The sequence below is a fragment of the Pontimicrobium aquaticum genome, assembly GCF_005047595.1.
GTDB classification, from domain to species: Bacteria; Bacteroidota; Bacteroidia; order Flavobacteriales; family Flavobacteriaceae; genus Pontimicrobium; species Pontimicrobium aquaticum.
On sequence record NZ_SUPL01000002.1, the window covers coordinates 190,703 to 208,756 of the forward strand.

Consider the following 18,054-nt stretch of genomic DNA (forward strand, 5'->3'; position numbering starts at 1 on the left):
AAACAGTAATTATGAAAAAACAATTTTACTTATTTGTTTTATTAGGAGTATATGCAACCGTAGTACTTGCTCAAGATAAAGCCCAAATACAAAATGACTTTTATACCTACGTGAATGGCGAATGGATGGATAAAACAGAAATCCCTGCAGCTTATGGTTCTTGGGGAAGTTTTCACGAAGTATATTTTGAAAACCAAGATCGTATAAAAGGAATTTTTGAGGGACTCTCAAAAAGTAAAATGAGCTACAAAAAGGGCTCGACAAAACAGCTAGTAGCCGATTTGTACTTAAGTGCTATGGATACTTTAACCATTGAAAACTTAGGTGTTAAACCTTTAGAAGATTATTTTAATAGTATAAATGAAATTTCTACGGTACAAGATTTTTTAGATCTAACAGGAGAATTTTATTTGCAAGGAGTATCTGCACCCATGAATGTTTACACCACTGTTGATGCAAAAAACAGTACTATATATGCCTTAAGGATTAATCAAGCAGGATTGAGTCTAGGTAATAGAGCTTATTACTTAGAGGATAATAATCAATATAAGGAGTTCCGAAAAAGGTATCTTGATTTAATTGAAGATATGTACAAATTAACTCAGCTACATCCTGGAAAAGAGAAAGAAGCTGCTGAAAAAGTTTTTGAAATGGAAACCTTATTGGCAAGAATTCATAGAACTCCTGTTCAAGGTAGGGACTCTGAAAGAAGTTACAATAAAAAGAGTTTAACAGAACTCAATCAGCTCACTTTTAATATAGATTGGGAAAGGTATTTTAAAAAAGTAGGAATTAAAAAGAAAGTTGACTACGTGCTAGTATCACAACCAGAATTTTTGGCAATGTTTGATCGCATGCTTAATGATTTTTCAATAGAAGATTGGAAAAAATATATGCAATGGAAAGTTATTAGAAATTTTACTGGTTTATTAAATAAAGAAATTCGTGACAGAAGCTTTGAATTTTATGGAAAAACACTACAAGGTACCCAGGAGCAATTACCAAGATGGCAAGTTGCACAAGCGGCTGTTAATGGGAGTTTAGGACAGCCCTTAGGAAAGCTCTATGTTGAAAAATATTTTCCTAAAAAAAATAAGGATAAAATGATTGGGTTAATTAGTAACTTAAAACAAGCACTTCATCAGCGTATTGGGCAATACTCTTGGATGTCAAATCAAACTAAAGAGCAAGCAAGATATAAGTTGAAAAAAATGGAGGTTAAAGTAGGGTATCCTGACGAATGGTTAGATTATTCAACAGTTAATATAGAAAGAAACGATTATTTTGGCAATGTTGTTAGGCTTACAGAGCATGACATTTTAAGGGAAATTAATAAGGTTGGAGAACCCATTGATCCTAATGACTGGGGCATGACTCCACCAACTGTAAATGCATATTATTCTTCAACTAGAAACGAAATTGTTTTCCCGGCAGGTATTTTAAACCCTCCTTTCTTTGACTATAATGCAGATGACGCTACAAACTACGGTTCAGCAGGAGTCGTAATAGGTCATGAAATTTCTCATGGGTTTGACGATAATGGAAGCCTTTATGATGCTGATGGTAACTTAAAATCATGGTGGACAAAAGAGGACAGAGAAAAGTTTGAAGCAAAAGCAAAAAAAATAGAAGAACAGTATAATGAGTATAAAGTTTTAGATTCAATTTCAATAAATGGAAAGTTAACACTTGGTGAAAATATAGGAGACTTGGGAGGCCTAGCTATTGCTTACGAAGCCATGAAGATAAATCAAGCAAAAAATGGTAGAAAAGTAATTAATGGACTTTCAGACGAGCAACGATTTTTTATAGCTTATGCAAAAATGTGGCGAATTAAATTTAGAGATGAAACTCTAGAAAACCAAGTAAAAACGGACACACATTCACCAGGGTTTTATAGAGCAAATGGAGCGCTTTCAAATTTTGAACCTTTCTTTAAAGCTTTTAATATTCCAGTTGGAAGTAAAATGAGAAGAAAAGAAATTGTAGAAATATGGTAGTTTTTAACTTTAATAAGATGAAAAAATATATTACAGTAATTGCACTTTGCGCTTTAAGTTTTAATACTTATTCACAAGATGTTTATTCAAAGCTTCAGGAAAGTTTACAAGAAAAGCTAGATGATATTTCTAAACAAGAAGGTATTTCAGGAATAACGTGCTCTGTTATTTTTGATGATGAACATCAAATAAATATAGCATCAGGGTATAGTGATATAGAAAAGAATAAAAAAATGCAACCAGACACAAGAATGCTGGCTGGAAGTGTAGGTAAACTCTTTTTTAATCTTGTTATTCTAAAACAAATTGAATTGGGTAAGATTCATTTTGAGGACAAAGCATCAAAATACCTTGGGGAGACAGATTGGTTCAATTCTTTTCCAAATAGTTCAGACATAAAAATTGTTCATCTTTTAAATCACACAAGTGGTTTACCAAGACATGTTTTTCAGCCAGAATTTTTAAATGAGTTAAAGGAAAACCCATTAAAACATAGAACACCAATAGAATGTATCAAGTATATCTCAAACAAAGAAGCTGTGCATCCAGCTGGAAGAGGGTGGAGTTATTCAGATACCAATTTTATCTTATTAGGTATAATTGTAGAAAAGGTTACTTCAAAAACGATGTATGATTTAATAGATGAAGCTATTATAAAACCGTTGGATTTAAAGAATACAAACCCATCTGACAAACTAAAGTTGGCAAATTTGGCACAAGGATATGTAGGAAGACAAAACCCTTTTCAAGTACCTAAAAAAATCTTAGATGAAAATGGAGATTTAACATTAAACCCTTCTTTTGAATGGGCTGGTGGCGGTTATGTTACTAACACAATAGAGTTAGCAAAACTAATAAAGTATATTCATGAGAGTGATTACTTAAGTGAAGACATTAAAAATAAAATGCGTACACCTGTTCATATGCGTAGTGGACAACCTTATTACAGTGGCTATGGTCTTGGTTCTTTTATTTGGGACAAAGGAGGTGATGTTCGCTATGGACATTCTGGATTTTTTCCTGGACACGTATCTCAAGTAGAATACTCAAAAAACAATCAATATGGTATTGCTATTCAAATAAATAATGATGATCAATATCAACTTATGCAAAAGTATATTTATGAATTAGATCAAGTAATTGCTGAGCATTTAGATGATATTAATGTTGCTGAGATTAATAAAAACTTCAAGAAGCAAGAGGATTGCTGGAATAATGATGATATTGAATGTTATATGAAGGCATATGCTAGTAATGGAGATCAAATCCAAACAATTTCAACTGGAGGTGTAACGTTTGGTTACGATAATATTATAAGCGATTATAAGCGGTATTTCCCTAAAGGAAGAATGGGGAAGTTACATTATGATAATGTGAATATTAGAAAATTATCAGACAACCTTTATTTTGTTACAGGTAGATTCAATTTAAAGTTTGAAAATAGAGAACAGCTTTTAAGGGGATGGTTTTCGGTAACCACAAAAAAGATAAACGGTAAATGGTATATGATAACAGACCATTCCAGTTAATGTTTAATTTTATTGTTAAAGTGTGAAATTGAATGGATTTAGAGTGATATTAGTTGAAGTTCTTTTTGATGGTTAGTACTTTGGTTTACTAATATGCTTAGAATTCGATTTTACTTTTAAAGCCTCGTTCGTAGGGATGAGGCTTTTAATTTAAATTTTAATTATGCAAAGAAAATATTTTATAACACTTTTTATATTCTTTACTTGTAAATTAGTTTTGTTAGCTCAAACCTTCCCAGGAAATGAATGGGAATATAATCAACAAGCTGCAGCAGAAGGTTGGAATATTGAAAAGAGTATGGATCTTCATAGGTTTTTAACAGATAGTACTAAAATAACAAGTCTTTTAGTAGTACATAAAGGAAAGATTATCTTTCAATATGGAGATGTTGAACAAACTAATTATATAGCCTCCTGTAGAAAAAGTATCTTGTCTATGCTTTATGGTAAGTACGTATTAAGTGGGCAAATTGATTTAGGAATGTCAATCAAAGATTTAAAAATTGATGATATAAACCCATTGTTACCAATAGAAAAGGAAGCAACCATTGAAGATTTGATTTCTGCTAGATCAGGAATTTATCTTCCTGCTAGTAACGCTGGAACTTGGGTGAAATATTTAAAGAAAAGAGGAACCATTAAACCAGGAACTAGATGGCTGTATAATAATTGGGACTTTAATACAGCGGGTTTTATTTTCGAAAATCAAACGGGTAAGAATATCTATGACGCTGTACAAGAACAATTGGTTTTGCCATTAAATATGCAGGATTGGAATAGATCAAGACATCAAAAGGTTGGAGATACAACAAAATCAAAATATTTAGCCTACCCTATGTGGTTTTCTACGAGAGATTTAGCTAGGGTGGGACTTTTAATGCTTAATAAAGGTAAATGGAGAGATAAACAAGTCATTCCTAAAATATGGGTTGATGAAATGGTAAAAACTAGGACAACAGCTAAAGAAATGCAAGAAAGTGTTCCAGTGATGAAAGAATCTAATTATGATTATGGTTATGGTTATATGTGGTGGCTTTGGGAAAACCCAAGCGATACAAGACTTAATAATGCTTATTCGGCACTTGGAGCTTATGGTCAAAATATTACTGTAGTACCTGAGAAAGATTTAGTAATAGTTTTCAATACTAAAGCTCAATACAATAGATCAAATAGTAGTGAGATTACACAAGAATTACCATCAAGAATTGTAAATATTTTTAAGGATTAAATGCTTTATAAGCCCCATTGATTATTAAGTAACCCCAAAAAGAAATTTGTAAAGAACCCCAATACCTTCCTTAAGATTGTATTTATCAATAAATTAAGCATGGATATCAAATTATTACATACTCTTACCATACTATAAAAATGCTTGATAAGCATCACTCTTTTCTTTATATCAAATAATAGTTGCTAAATATCAATTAATAACTCAATGTTATCAATAGAAAAAATAGTGTCATATAATGTCTTTAATTCATCCTTAAAATACCCAATTAGGAGAAGAGTACAGGTTGGTTATAGTAAGTAATTAGTATAAAAATCTAATAAACTTATTTCAAGTAATAACTAACGGGATTGGTCATTATTGTGATTTTTCTGTTTCCCTTTTCATGGATTGGAATTTTAACTAACTAAAATTTTTATATATGAAAGTAAAAAACTACTACATGTTGCTGTTTCTGTCGATTTTCATGGTCAGTTCAGTGATAGCACAAGAAAAAACAATTTCGGGAACGGTTTCAGATGAATCTGGAATGCCTCTTCCTGGGGTTAACATTATTGTAAAAGGTACAACTAATGGAACACAAACAGATTTTGATGGTAACTATACCATTAATGCCAGTGCTGGTGATGTCCTAACTTTTACCTATGTAGGTCTTAAAACTGTTGAGCAAACAGTAGGGTCTTCTAACACTATCAATGTAACGATGCAGGAAGATGCTGCATTATTAGATGAAGTAGTTGTAACAGCCTTAGGTATTAAAAGAGAAAAGAAATCTCTTGGTTATGCACAACAATCTGTAAAAGGGGAAGACCTTGTTAAAGGTAAAGACACGAATGTTGCCAATGCCATAGCAGGTAAAATTGCTGGTGTGCAGATTGTTGGCCAAAGTAGTACAACCTTTAACCCTTCTGTAATTCGTTTAAGAGGTGAAACAGATTTATTATACGTTGTTAACGGTGTGCCTGTATATGCTATTAACGACATCAACCCAGAAGACATTGCAGATGTTTCTGTACTTAAAGGTGGTTCTGCGACAGCATTGTATGGACCTCCTGGTAGAAATGGTGCTGTAGTTATTACGTTAAAAACTGCCGAAGCTGGAGCTGCTACGTTTACGATTGATCAAGCTGTAACTGTAAACCAAGTAACCAACTTACCTGATTACCAAAACGAATATGGTGGTGGTTATAGTCAAACGTTCAATACATTTACTTATGATCCAGCTCAAGACCCTGTTGAATGGGCTTCTTTTGACGGACAGCTTTATCCAGATTTCTGGGCAGATGAAAGTTGGGGACCTAGATTAGATGGTACTTTAGTGCGTCACTGGGATAGTTGGGTTCCTGGAACCCCAGAGTTTGGTGAATTAAGACCTTGGTCTCCTTCTAAAAACGATATCAAAACGTTCTATGAAGATGCCGTTACCACCAATACAACCTTATCTTTTGCTAAAGCAGGGGAAGATTATAACATAAGATCATCGGTTGCTTATGTGGAAGCTAACGGTATCGTACCGAATTCTTATAACAAGCAAGTTCGTTTTTCATCAAATGCTTCGTATAAAATGTCTGATAAATTTGAATTCTTTGCGAATGTAAACATTGAGGACAGAAATATGCTGAACAACCCAGATCAAGGGTATTCCAACTTAGGATCCAATTTTAACCAATGGTGGCAAAGACAATTAGATTTTAAACGTTTAAGACGTTATGAGCGTAATGGTCAAATAGCTTCTTGGAATATTCGTGGTCCTAGAGATGCACGTCCTTTATACTGGGACATGCCATATTTTCATTCATATGAAAACGATAGAAATTTTGCCAAGAACGCTTACTTTGGTAAAGCAGGTGGGATCTATACGTTCAATGACAATATTAGTTTGACTGCTGAGATTAGAAAAACATTTAACCAGTACAGACAAGACGATCGTAGTACCACAAAAAGTTTATTAGATCCAGCATTTTATGACGAAGATTTCTGGCAAAACGAAAGAACAGATTATTTTGCTATGGCAAACTATAGTGATACTTTTATGAATGGAGATTTAGATGTGACCGCTAATATTGGTGCAGAAAAAATAATTATAGACTATAGACAATTGTACGCTACTACCAATGGAAACTTATCCATCCCTGAGTTTTATAACTTGGCAGGATCTCGTGATCCACTTACTGCAGAAAACACTCAAGAATCCCAAAAAAGAGATGGAATTTTTGCTAAAGGATCTGTGGGCTACAAAAAAATGTTATATTTAGATGGGTCTTATAGAATAGATTGGAACTCTACAGCAGCAGCAAACGATAATAGAGTTGAAACTTTTGGAGCTTCTTTAAGTTTCTTAGCTCATGAATCTTTAATCCCTAAAAACGATGTGTTGACATTTGCTAAATTTAGAGCAGGGTATGCTGAAGCACCTTACTTTCCACTTAATCCGTACTTAACCTCACAAGTTTATGATACTGATGCTTTATATCAAGGATATGGTCGTTTGGATGTTCCTGATCACCAAGCAAATCCAGATCTTAGAGGTGGTGTAAGAGAAGAATTTGAGTTTGGTGCCGAATTAAGATTCTTTAACAACAAATTAAATGTTAACTTATCTTACTTTGATAGATTAGACAAAGATTTACCTGTAGATATTGATATAGATGGTTCTACTGGTTATACCACAACAACTATTAACTCTGGACAACAGTCGGCTAATGGTTTTGAAATTGACCTAAGCGGTAACGTGATTGAGAATGACCAATTTACATGGAACTTGGCATTGAACTTCGCTACGCTTAATAGATATGTTGACAAAATCTACGGAGACATCAATTCAAGAGAAATGAGCACCTATACCTCAAACATGAAACTTATGGAAATTGTAGGTAAAGAATGGGGTACTTTAATAGGTAGAGGTTTTGCTACTGGTCCTAATGGTGAAATATTATATTCAGCAGCAAGTGGTGGACGTTATTTCTACAGTCGTAAAACAAACAAAGAACTGGGGAATATCTTGCCAGACTTTACAGGTGGTCTAACATCTACGATGAGTTATAAAAACTTTGACTTAAGTTTAGGCTTTGACTTCCAAAAAGGTGGTAAGTACTATTCTAGAACAGAACGTTATATGGATCACTCAGGTTTATCAGCAAAAACGGCTGGTCTTAACGACAAAGGCAACCCAAAAAGGGATCCTGTAGCTAATGGTGGTGGTGTTCACATTGTTGGATTGCTGGAAACTGGTACAGATGCCAACGGAGATCCAATCTCAGATGGGACAGTAGTTGATACTTATGTGGAAGCACAAGACCTGTATAACTTGGGTAACCTAGGTAATATTTATGAGAACAACCTTCATGATGCAACTTACATCAAGTTAAGAACTGTAAGACTGAACTACAATTTTGATAAGGATTTTGTAAGCAAGTTTGGTATGTCAGCGGCGTCTTTTAGTGTTTTTGCAAATAATGTATGGTTGATTGATGCTGACATGAAATGGGTGGATCCATCAGAGATTGAAAAAAGAGGTCCTGCTGGTACAAATTATAACTGGGCTGAAGCTGGACAATTACCAATTACACGATCTATTGGAGCGAACCTTAAATTAACATTCTAAAAAAATTGAAAAATGAATAAATTAATTAAAAATATTGCATTATTAATGTGCATTTCCATATTCATTAGTTCGTGTGAAACTATTGATTACGGTAATACAAACGAAAGTCCTAACGGACCTACATCGCCAGTAACATCACAGTTATTTGCATCTGCATTAACTTGGATGGATAGAATCATGGTAGATGAAAAAGCAATTTTGTACATGCAACATATCACCCAAGGACAGTATCCTGGGTCATCAAGATATGAAACGCTTACGGCAAGTTATGACGCTTGGTACACAGGGCCTATGATGAACTTGAATGAGATTATCAATATCAATGAAGAGGCTCCTGCTGGAGCTTTAGCATATGGTGCTACAGAAAACCAATTAGCATCGGCTAAGCTTTTAAGAGCTTTTTATTTACAGTATATGACTGATCGTTGGGGTTATTTACCTTGGACTGAAGCATTCCAAGGGATTGAAAATACCAGTCCAGCTTTCGATTCTCAAGAAAGTTTATATAACTTTATGTTTGCTGAAGTTGATGCGGCATTAGCTATGATTTCTAGTGACACTGGTCCAACTGGAGACTTTATGTTTGGAGGAGATATGGACAAGTGGGCAGCTTTTGGTAATAACTTAAAAGCAACCATGGCATTAAGAATTTCTGATGTTAATCCATCGTTAGCTAAAACAAAATTTGAGCAAGCTGCAGCTTCTGGAATGATAGTGATGGATAACGCAGATAACTTAGAGTATAACTATGGAACTGATGCTGAAAGTAATAGTCCTTGGTATGATAACTTTGAAACGCGTGAAGATTATATCTTATCAGTAACAATGGTGGAAAACCTAAGATCAAACTTAGATCCAAGATTGTTTGAAATGGCTGAAGAAGCTAGAGATAGTGTTCACCCTTCACCAAACTTCCCAGGAGGTATTGATGCTGGATATGTTGGTGCTCCTAATGGAGCGGTTAATGGTAATGTTCCTGACTATTCATTTATCACAAGTGATATTATTTATGAACACGATTTCCCATCTCCAATATATACTGCTGCTCAAATGAGATTTGCTTTATCAGAAGCTGCTCTTAAAGGCTGGACAGTTACAGGAGATGCAGCAACTCATTATGCTGCTGGAATTCAAGCTTCCATGGACTATTGGGGTGTTGACCCTGCTGACGCTACAGCTTATATTGCTGCACATCCTTACACAGGAATTGCAGATATTGCTTATGAAAAGTGGGTGGCACTTTACTTAAATGGACCTGAAGCATGGGCTGAATGGAGAAGATTAGATGCGCCTTATTTGCCACCATCTCCTTTTGCTGCTGTTCAAGAAATTCCAAAAAGAGATGCGTATGACCCTTCTGTAGAGGATAACAATGCTGTTAACTATGCTGCTGTTGTTGCCGCTCAAGGAATAGATGATATTTACACGAAACTTTGGTGGGATGTAAATTAGTATAGCAAAACAACTTACTTTATTTATATAAAAAGGCTCAACTTTAAAGTTGAGCCTTTTTGCTAATTATATTTATGACTAAAACATTAAATTAATCTTATATTTAGATATAAATAGACAATTTTGATTATAAACCTACTTTTAATGAAATAAAAATTATTTTGAAATATTAGCTAGTTAATTATTACGGTTAAATAGATTGATAAATTTTTCTAATTCAAGTATTTATTGGTTCGACATTCCTTATTTTTCAATGAATATTTAAAACCCTCAGGGAATACTATATTTTGGAATGCACGCTTGTCATTATAGTTTAAAGATGCATAGAAATCACAAGGGTTATTAGCAATTTTAAAGAGTTTTTGGTGGTTCGACTTTTTAGAGAGTAAGTTTATAAGTTGTTTTGTTTTTTCTTCAATTTGTGCTTTTAGTTTATTATATTTTCCTGAAAATGTCTTGTTTAATTAGCACTAATGCTTAGTATAAATTAGCTTTAATGATTTTCAATGATAAATACGATGTCTCTAATTCTTAATTTGAGCAACAGGATCATTAAATATAAAAGTTGCTATTTTCCATTGATTATCTTCTCGTTTTCTTGCAACAAACACATAATTACCTTCATTAACTGTGGTGGTTGTATCCTTATCAATTATCCATGAATATTTAATATCAAATCTACCCCTTACCCAAGCTACTTGATTGTTCCCTTCTATTTTATCAGGGTAATGATTAAAACTATTTACAATTCCTCCAATTCCATCCGGCCAAAAGAAGTTTCTCAGATTCTCAATACCAACTACAGGTTTATCACCATGATGCGGAATAAATGCTACATTATCTTCAAAGACATTTAACACAGCATTTTGTTGATCATCATCAAACCAGGCTCTGACATAATCGTTTTCCAATTGTTCAATATCCTTTAAATCATTTTCTGATAATTCTTCAATTTTAGTATTACTAGTGTTACAACTATTAGTAATAAATAAAATGAGAATTAAGATAACTGTTAGGTGATTTTTGTTTTTAATATAATTTTTCATAATATATATGTTTGATTTATCATTTTAAATTAAAACAATTAAGTTAAAATTTAGCATTTAGTTTCTGATAATCATATTCCTGTTTTTTCGATAATACTTGAATAAATTGTTTGAAAAAGATTAGTGATTATTTTCAATTCTTTTTTGTGGTTTTGTGTTCTTAATTTTTTTCCATTTATAATCTTTAAACTCCCAAATATCACCATATACAAAATCCCCATCATGTCCACCGAATAAAATTGTTCTTTTGTTTTGCTCATCATAAACCATAAAACTATGATTTCTAGATTCTGGGCTATTCTTTGTATTCAGTTTATTCCATTTCTTATTTCTAAAAACCCATGTTTCATTAATCCTAGTTTTACCATTCCAACCACCAAACCTGAGGATTTCTTTTTTGTTTGTTTCATAAACCATAGCTGCGTTAAAAATCCCAATAGTTTTGCTTATTTTAAATTTCCTCCATTTTTTACCATTCCAAGACCAAGTTTCACCTTTAGTCTTACCATATTGTCTATCAATTGTACTACCGCCAAATAAGATAGAAACCTTATTTTTTATATCAAAAATCATTGCTGCTCCATTCCGAGCTGAAGGTCCATCATTAGTTATTAAATGCCACTCATTTTCGTAAAACTCCCAAGTATCATTCAACTTTTTATAGCTTTTATCTTGAAAGGTATAACCTCCAAACAAAACAACTCTGTTTCTTATTTCATCATAGACCATAGCAGCTTCTGCTCTAGGTTGAGGTGTTCCTTTTGTGGTTAGTTTTTTCCATTGACCATTTTTGAATTCCCAAGTATCATTAAGAAGCGTATTTGAATTAGATCCATCACCAAATAAAACTTTATTTCCACCAAATAGTATTAACCTTTCATTTTTTGAGTCATACACTAAATTTGAAAAAGTTCTTGGCTCTGGTTTATTATTTAAATCAATTTGAATCCATTCATCCTTTTCAAAACACCATAAATCATTCATTACTTTTTCATGATTTGCACCTCCAAAAAGATATATTTTGGACTCATCTGAATTATAAGCCATAGCTTGTGCATTACGAACTCCTATAGCGGTTTCGGTTTGACTATAACTACTAAAACTAAGTATTGTCAAAAGAATAGAAACTATTAATTTTATTTTCATGTATCTGCCTAGACTGTCGTATGATTTATTCATATTACTACTTTTGTTTGCATATTTCTAACAAATACATTTTAAAGAATCATTCAATTTTAATTCCTGTTTGGAATGATGTGGCTAAAGTTCCATTTCCTATTAAAAGTATAGCATCTACACCAAATAAATGTCTTTTAAAATTTAAAATGTCTCTATTATTTAAACCAAGTTTTTTTAAATCATTTGATAGGGTTCCTTTTACATAATATTCCCTTAAAGGCAAAACATCAATAATCACAATTTTTTCTTTTGATACAGAATTAATAAACGGAACCATATAGGGAGCCCATTTTTCTAATCTACTATACCCATTTTTATCACTATTTACATACATAGCCAAAGTGAATGAATCCATTCCATTCGATTTAGCAAATTCGTGTAAGAAATTACCAAATGTAAGCACATTATTCTCACTCATGCCTGAATAGCTATGATATATACCAAACTTTGTCATTACTTTTGGTAATTTATTATCAAGCTTATAAGCAGTATTGTATTCTTGAATGAACCTAGATTTCATAAACTCTTCTCTCTCATAACTATGCATATAATGATTCTTAAAATGATAATTCCATTTTACTCTATTTCCAACTATAAGATTATTTATCAGAAAATTTGTATAGGAGCCTTCTGTTAGTCTATATGATTGCTTTAATTTTTCTAACGTTTTTTTATTTATATCCACATTTTCTTTACCTGACATGAAGCTTTCAAAGTTTCTTCCCCTTTTGTTTTCATATAGGTTTGCCTTATTTTTTAATTGGATTAATATGTTTTCTGCTTCTTTTGAAGGTTTTAATTTGAGTAGCTCGTCCAAATAGTGAGACATTCCTATGGTAGGATCTGCTCCCCAAATGGCATTTCCCTTTCCTTTGGATAAGCTACCAACATCAGCTACCAAATTCAAATCTTGATCAGAATAAAATGTAAATCCATGCAAATATTTTTTCGCTAATTCATATATTCTCTTTCTATCTCCTTTATATGGTTCCTGAGAAGAAAGCCTAGCTATTAAAGGGTCTTGTTCTAAAGCAACATAGTTGAACCCTTTTAGCTTGTTTAAATACTTAAAAATTGACGTTGCAATAATTGGAATTTCTTTATTTTGATGTTGTTCTCCTAAGTTAACAAATTGAACACTCTGGGTTTTTTCTTTTATAAAGTTAAACCCGTTTCCCCCAAGATCTCCATTGCTATCAAGTGTTAGTTCATAGCTATTAGCATGGATAAGACTATTTAATACACTATGGGAGGTCTGACCAAAGGTGTATGCAATTGAGAAATAGCAACAAAAACATTGAGCAGCAATTTTTAAATAACTTAATGTATTCATTCTAATTTTATATCTTAATATACCTAAATCCAATTTATCACTGTTTATAACGGTTTTGTATTTCTTCTTAAAGACTATTTAACACATTCAATCATCCAAAAAGGATTTGTTTTACTTTCATCTTTATTAACCCATTCTCCTTTCCATTTATAGCCTTTTTTTGAGATGTCATAAAATGAAAGTTTTAAAAACCCATCTTCTCCACTAGATGATTTTTGAGGACTATATAAAACTATGTTTCCATCTTCAGTCTTTTTTCCTTTCCATGATTGAAGAGTAGGAGAAGGAGAGTCTGATGCATAATAATGAACATACCAAGATTTCTCTTTTTCATTATACTGTCTTATACTACCACCGCTTAAACCATTAGCCAATAAAAAATCATCTTGCACCCCTTTTCCATTCATAATATATTTGAATGTCCAAGTAGCATCAATAGCTTCTAGCCATTTTCCATCATTTCCCATGCGTTTTGATTTACAATTACATGTGCCAATCATTTCGCTAAAATCAGTCAATGATGGATTAGAAATATCATTATTAATTCGAGAGTAATTAATACGCCAATTTAATTTCCAGGTTTTACCACCATCAACACTTCCTTCCCAATCCCATGTAAAAGAATTGGTTTTAACATCTTTAAAGACCATGCGAGATACGATACTCAAAGAATCTTTTTCTACTTTGTTAGTAACAAAAATTAAATTACCAAATTCATCTCTATCTTGGGTAAAACTCAAATAACTGCCAGCATTATCGACCCAAGCTTGGTTCCAAATTCCGGTTTGTTGATTCAATACTGATACGCTCACCCCCTTAAAACCCTTATTTTTTCCGCCAGTAATTTGAAAGTTCTCTTTAATGATTTTGCCGTCCAACTCTTTTTCAATCACATTAATCCCTTTACCCATTTTATTATTTGCTTCACTCCAAGTAACCTCCCAATTACCTATCCAAAAATCGAATAAATCTTCGTTATGTTCGGTTGTTAATTCATCTTGAATACTTACATTCATAAAACTGTCAGGCTCAATCTTTAAAGAGTTTTGAAAATCAACTTTAATTAAAAATCCGAAAACTATTAAAGGCGAGAAAAAAAATGTGAAAAGTCCTTTCATAATAGATAATATTTATTTGCAAATACAAATTACTGTCATTTCCTTAATCTATTTGTAAATCTTTGTAGGGTATCACATATGTTAACACATTTTTTTAAAATCTATTTATCAAAAAATTATTTTCGATGATAATAGATTCTATATGAGGTTATTAATACTAAGCCGTTAATGTGCCAGAAAAATTCCTATATCTATCTCTGTATATCGGTTGGCTAATTATGTAAATTTATGGTTACTTAATACCTAGTGCTAGTAAAGCAAATTATTAAATAACAATATTGTTTTCAAACTAACTCAATTAGGTGAAATAAAACTTTGTTAGAGATATTGCTATTTATCTCCACCATATCAAAAAGTTAACTCTTATAATATTCTTGTAAATGTTTGTAAGGCATTACATGTTCAAATATATCTTCCTTTAAGTTTTATTTTCTAAGTTTTATTTTCAAAGAAATTGAAAGGTAAATCTCCAAAGAGTACTTAAAAAGTGTTGATAGCTCATATTATAAGACGAAAACCACTTTTTTAGTTTAATTACTTTGTGCATATTATATTATTAATATTAACAATCCACATCTTAGTCAATTTGCATTTTTTCCATAACAATGGTTTTTATAGTGTTTAATATATTATCGTTTCCATTTTTAAAATCGTTAAAATTATTTTGCACGTAAATATGAGGAGCAATCCAATTTCTTTTATCCCATGACACACTTTGTTGCCAATATGCATCAGAAATACTTAACTGTATACCAGTGTTGGGTAATGTGACAAAATTAGTTTCACCAATAAAATTTGGTTTTGAACCGGTTGGTTCTCCAATGAACTTAGTATTTGTCCATGTTTCTAAATCAGTGCTTAAATTCATTGCAGCAGAAAAAGTTCGTCTACCAATAATGGTAAATATCCCGTTTTCTTTATCTAATGTTTTATTGGCAATTATATGCTTGATTAAAGTCTTATTATTAAAAGAATTTCCACCTGGACAATGACGTAAATCAATAATTAAATGTTTTATGTTTTGCTTTGAAATACTATCAAAAACTTTATCATAAAATTGTTTAATACTTTGTTGTGGTGTTGACAAATTGATATTTATTTTTACATACATAGCATTAAAGTCGTTCAATTCTTTTGACCAAAAAAAATCATTTTCATTTTGTTGGTATAAAGGAATCTTAGTTTTGTGCGATTCTAATTTTTCTGTTAAAATTGCAGGATTAAATTCATCTGCATTTACATCAATTGTTATTTTGCTACCATCTTCTTTTTGAAAAGTAAAAAAAGAGGACTTAGGGTTGCTGGTGATATTTAATACATGCAATACTTCAGAGAACATAAGGTTGAAATCTAATCTTTCGAATAAACCAATCTCGTTATCAACAGAAATGACATCCTTTATTTTTTCTAAAACTTCTTTTATTGACATACTATTAATATGTGTTAACCTTAATCCTAAAGCGTCTTTATATATACTGGAAGTTTGTGTTACATACAATCCTTTTTCAAACATATATAACTTGAAAGGATAAAAGTGTAATTTGAATTTACCCGACAAAGGAGGTCTAATAAATGTATGTCCATCACCAATTTTAGTAGTAATTTTCATTAGACTTACTAAAATTTCTGCATCAGTCTTTTGATTAACAGATTCTAGAAGCAGATTAAAATCAGAATTCCACTCTTTACTCTTAACTGTATTAAATATATCATAATGCTTAACTTCAAATCGATGTTTTAAGAATTTAATATCGGTTTTCCATTTTTCTTCTCTGTTAAAAGTTGAATCTTGAGAGTAAATGGATTTATAGCTGTCGGTTTTTCTAAACTCTTTGAACGCAGAATCTGAAACTACATTAGTAATAGATAAACTTTTGGGGGTTTTTAGACCTCTATTTATCCATATAGAAGTGTTTTTAAGATCACCGGATTCAGCATAACACATTGCAATATGTTTAATGCAATTGCCATAATTATATCCTGTATCTAGGCTTAATTTATAATTCTTAATAGCCTTATCATAATCTTTAAGTTTATAAAAACAGTGTGCTAAATTATAATAGTATTCCCCATTATAAATATTGTCTTCAATGATTGTTGAAAATGCTACAGCTGCTTCCTGCCACTGTTCATTTTGGTAAAGCTTCATGGCATTTTCAATTTTGTTAATAGATTGAGCATTTAGAACTAAATTTGTGCCTATAGCAAGAAGAAATAAAATTTTTGTTATTCTTTTCATGATTGTCATTTAATTTGAACAAAAATCTATTAAATTAAATGTTCAATCGCCCGAAATGATAATTGATGACGAATTACGAAGAAAAAATTTCCTTCCTAAATTGAGAAGGCGTCATACCAGTTTCTTTTTTAAATGCGTTATTGAAACTATTCTTGTTATTAAAACCAGCTTCAAAAGCAATAGCTAGAAGTGTATAATCCTTAAACTTCGGTTGCTTAAGTAGTATTTTGAACTTATTAACTCTATACTGATTAATAAGTCCTGAAAAATTATAACTTGAGTTTTCATTGATTATTTGTGAAAGCTGATGACCAGAAACACCAATTTCAAAGGCCAATTGTTTCAGGTTTATATCTGGATTTAGAAATGGCTCGTTTTTTTTCAAATATGCAATCAGATAATTATAATACTGCGCACTCTCTTTTTTCGATAGCCCAGTAGTCTTGTAACGTTTCTTAATTACTTTGTTAATAGTTTCAGGCAGTATATCGGATTGCTTAATACTTAAATATCCTAAAATATAAATTGCCAAAACAATAACAATTCCGATTAAAAAATCTGCTAATTGAAATAATCTATGATCAAATAAAATAGTTAAAGCTAATAATATCCAGACAATAAGTTGAATCACTAGATAGCTTGCGATAAAAGATGTTAATAACCATGTGTTACTATTTTTATTTTTGACCATTAACTTTATAGATAAAACTGTATAAACTAATAAATGAAACAATTTAATTAATGGTAGAATTATATTAGCATTATTTATTTCTAACTCATAATCTGAGCTAAAAACTTCCTTGGTAACCTCTTCATTTTGGAGTTTGGTAAAGAAAATAATTAGAAAGAAAAATAGTAATGTAGGAACAAAATGAATAACCTTATTGAATGTTCTTGTAAGAGTTTCAGTTTCTTCTAAACTGGATTTGATAAATAAATATAATAAAGGTCCCATTAAAAAAAATGAACCTGAAGCAAGTAAAAATAAACCATTGTATTTATCTTGGATATTCTTATATCCTAGCCAAGAGCCAATAATCATTATTGTAGCTATAAGAATCAAACCTCCTAACCATCTATACTGATTACTTCTTCTGCCTTTTTCAAAAAAATTAAAACTAAGGAGAAAACCTTGAGCTATTCCTATTATGTATAAGTAAGATATCAATTAGTTAGATAACATTTTATTCAATAAATATACATTAAGGATCCATAAAGAAAAATGATAGCATTTGGAAGCGCCAAAAAATTAGGATACATTTTTAAAAAATTAATTTCTCTAAACAGGCGTCCTATCATTGTAAAGGAAATCAAAAACAAAAAAAG

Annotated in this window: 11 protein-coding genes; 5 read left to right on the forward strand and 6 right to left on the reverse strand. The window is 31.5% G+C overall.

The features are described from left to right. Window positions 1-11: 11 nt before the first annotated feature. The 5 genes from E5167_RS03775 (at window position 12) to E5167_RS03795 (ending at window position 9,813) form a co-directional block, all read left to right on the forward strand. A complete protein-coding gene (locus tag E5167_RS03775) occupies window positions 12-2,000 on the forward strand; it encodes a M13 family metallopeptidase (RefSeq protein ID WP_136841207.1) in 1,989 nt (662 codons plus the stop codon). 17 nt (window positions 2,001-2,017) lie between these two features. Continuing rightward, window positions 2,018-3,529, forward strand: coding sequence for a serine hydrolase domain-containing protein (locus tag E5167_RS03780; protein ID WP_169301369.1), 1,512 nt, complete (start codon window positions 2,018-2,020; stop codon window positions 3,527-3,529). A gap of 163 nt (window positions 3,530-3,692) precedes the next feature. Next, window positions 3,693-4,757 carry a serine hydrolase domain-containing protein gene (locus tag E5167_RS03785; RefSeq protein ID WP_136841211.1) on the forward strand — a complete coding sequence of 355 codons (1,065 nt, stop codon included), beginning with the start codon at window positions 3,693-3,695 and terminating at the stop codon, window positions 4,755-4,757. Between the two features lie 421 nt (window positions 4,758-5,178). Beyond that, window positions 5,179-8,361 (forward strand): SusC/RagA family TonB-linked outer membrane protein, encoded by a 3,183-nt coding sequence (locus E5167_RS03790; protein ID WP_136841213.1) that lies wholly within the window; start codon window positions 5,179-5,181, stop codon window positions 8,359-8,361. A 12-nt stretch (window positions 8,362-8,373) separates the two neighbouring features. Beyond that, window positions 8,374-9,813 (forward strand): SusD/RagB family nutrient-binding outer membrane lipoprotein, encoded by a 1,440-nt coding sequence (locus tag E5167_RS03795; RefSeq protein WP_136841215.1) that lies wholly within the window; start codon window positions 8,374-8,376, stop codon window positions 9,811-9,813. Between the two features lie 524 nt (window positions 9,814-10,337). Here the strand turns inward: E5167_RS03795 and E5167_RS03800 are convergent. The 6 genes from E5167_RS03800 to E5167_RS03825 form a co-directional block, all read right to left on the reverse strand. After that, window positions 10,338-10,859 carry a YybH family protein gene (locus E5167_RS03800; RefSeq protein ID WP_136841217.1) on the reverse strand — a complete coding sequence of 174 codons (522 nt, stop codon included), beginning with the start codon at window positions 10,857-10,859 and terminating at the stop codon, window positions 10,338-10,340. 120 nt (window positions 10,860-10,979) lie between these two features. Beyond that, window positions 10,980-12,038 carry a Kelch repeat-containing protein gene (locus tag E5167_RS03805; RefSeq protein WP_136841219.1) on the reverse strand — a complete coding sequence of 353 codons (1,059 nt, stop codon included), beginning with the start codon at window positions 12,036-12,038 and terminating at the stop codon, window positions 10,980-10,982. Between the two features lie 46 nt (window positions 12,039-12,084). Then, window positions 12,085-13,404: a hypothetical protein gene (locus tag E5167_RS03810; RefSeq protein ID WP_136841221.1), complete on the reverse strand. Its 1,320-nt coding sequence runs from the start codon at window positions 13,402-13,404 to the stop codon at window positions 12,085-12,087. A 41-nt stretch (window positions 13,405-13,445) separates the two neighbouring features. Beyond that, window positions 13,446-14,489 carry a hypothetical protein gene (locus E5167_RS03815; RefSeq protein ID WP_136841225.1) on the reverse strand — a complete coding sequence of 348 codons (1,044 nt, stop codon included), beginning with the start codon at window positions 14,487-14,489 and terminating at the stop codon, window positions 13,446-13,448. Between the two features lie 577 nt (window positions 14,490-15,066). Next, a complete protein-coding gene (locus E5167_RS03820) occupies window positions 15,067-16,728 on the reverse strand; it encodes a S41 family peptidase (protein WP_169301370.1) in 1,662 nt (553 codons plus the stop codon). Window positions 16,729-16,801: 73 nt separating this feature from the next. Then, on the reverse strand, window positions 16,802-17,770 hold the full coding sequence (locus E5167_RS03825) for a helix-turn-helix domain-containing protein (protein ID WP_136841229.1): 969 nt from the start codon (window positions 17,768-17,770) through the stop codon (window positions 16,802-16,804). Window positions 17,771-18,054: the final 284 nt, after the last annotated feature.

Bases quoted from the DNA above. Each gene is read 5' to 3' on its own strand.
- E5167_RS03775 (WP_136841207.1), top strand. From the start codon at position 12: ATGAAAAAACAATTTTACTTATTTGTTTTATTAGGAGTATATGCAACC.
- E5167_RS03780 (WP_169301369.1), top strand. From the start codon at position 2,018: ATGAAAAAATATATTACAGTAATTGCACTTTGCGCTTTAAGTTTTAAT.
- E5167_RS03785 (WP_136841211.1), top strand. From the start codon at position 3,693: ATGCAAAGAAAATATTTTATAACACTTTTTATATTCTTTACTTGTAAA.
- E5167_RS03790 (WP_136841213.1), top strand. From the start codon at position 5,179: ATGAAAGTAAAAAACTACTACATGTTGCTGTTTCTGTCGATTTTCATG.
- E5167_RS03795 (WP_136841215.1), top strand. From the start codon at position 8,374: ATGAATAAATTAATTAAAAATATTGCATTATTAATGTGCATTTCCATA.
- E5167_RS03800 (WP_136841217.1), bottom strand. From the start codon at position 10,859: ATGAAAAATTATATTAAAAACAAAAATCACCTAACAGTTATCTTAATT.
- E5167_RS03805 (WP_136841219.1), bottom strand. From the start codon at position 12,038: ATGAATAAATCATACGACAGTCTAGGCAGATACATGAAAATAAAATTA.
- E5167_RS03815 (WP_136841225.1), bottom strand. From the start codon at position 14,489: ATGAAAGGACTTTTCACATTTTTTTTCTCGCCTTTAATAGTTTTCGGA.
- E5167_RS03820 (WP_169301370.1), bottom strand. From the start codon at position 16,728: ATGAAAAGAATAACAAAAATTTTATTTCTTCTTGCTATAGGCACAAAT.
- E5167_RS03825 (WP_136841229.1), bottom strand. From the start codon at position 17,770: ATGATTATTGGCTCTTGGCTAGGATATAAGAATATCCAAGATAAATAC.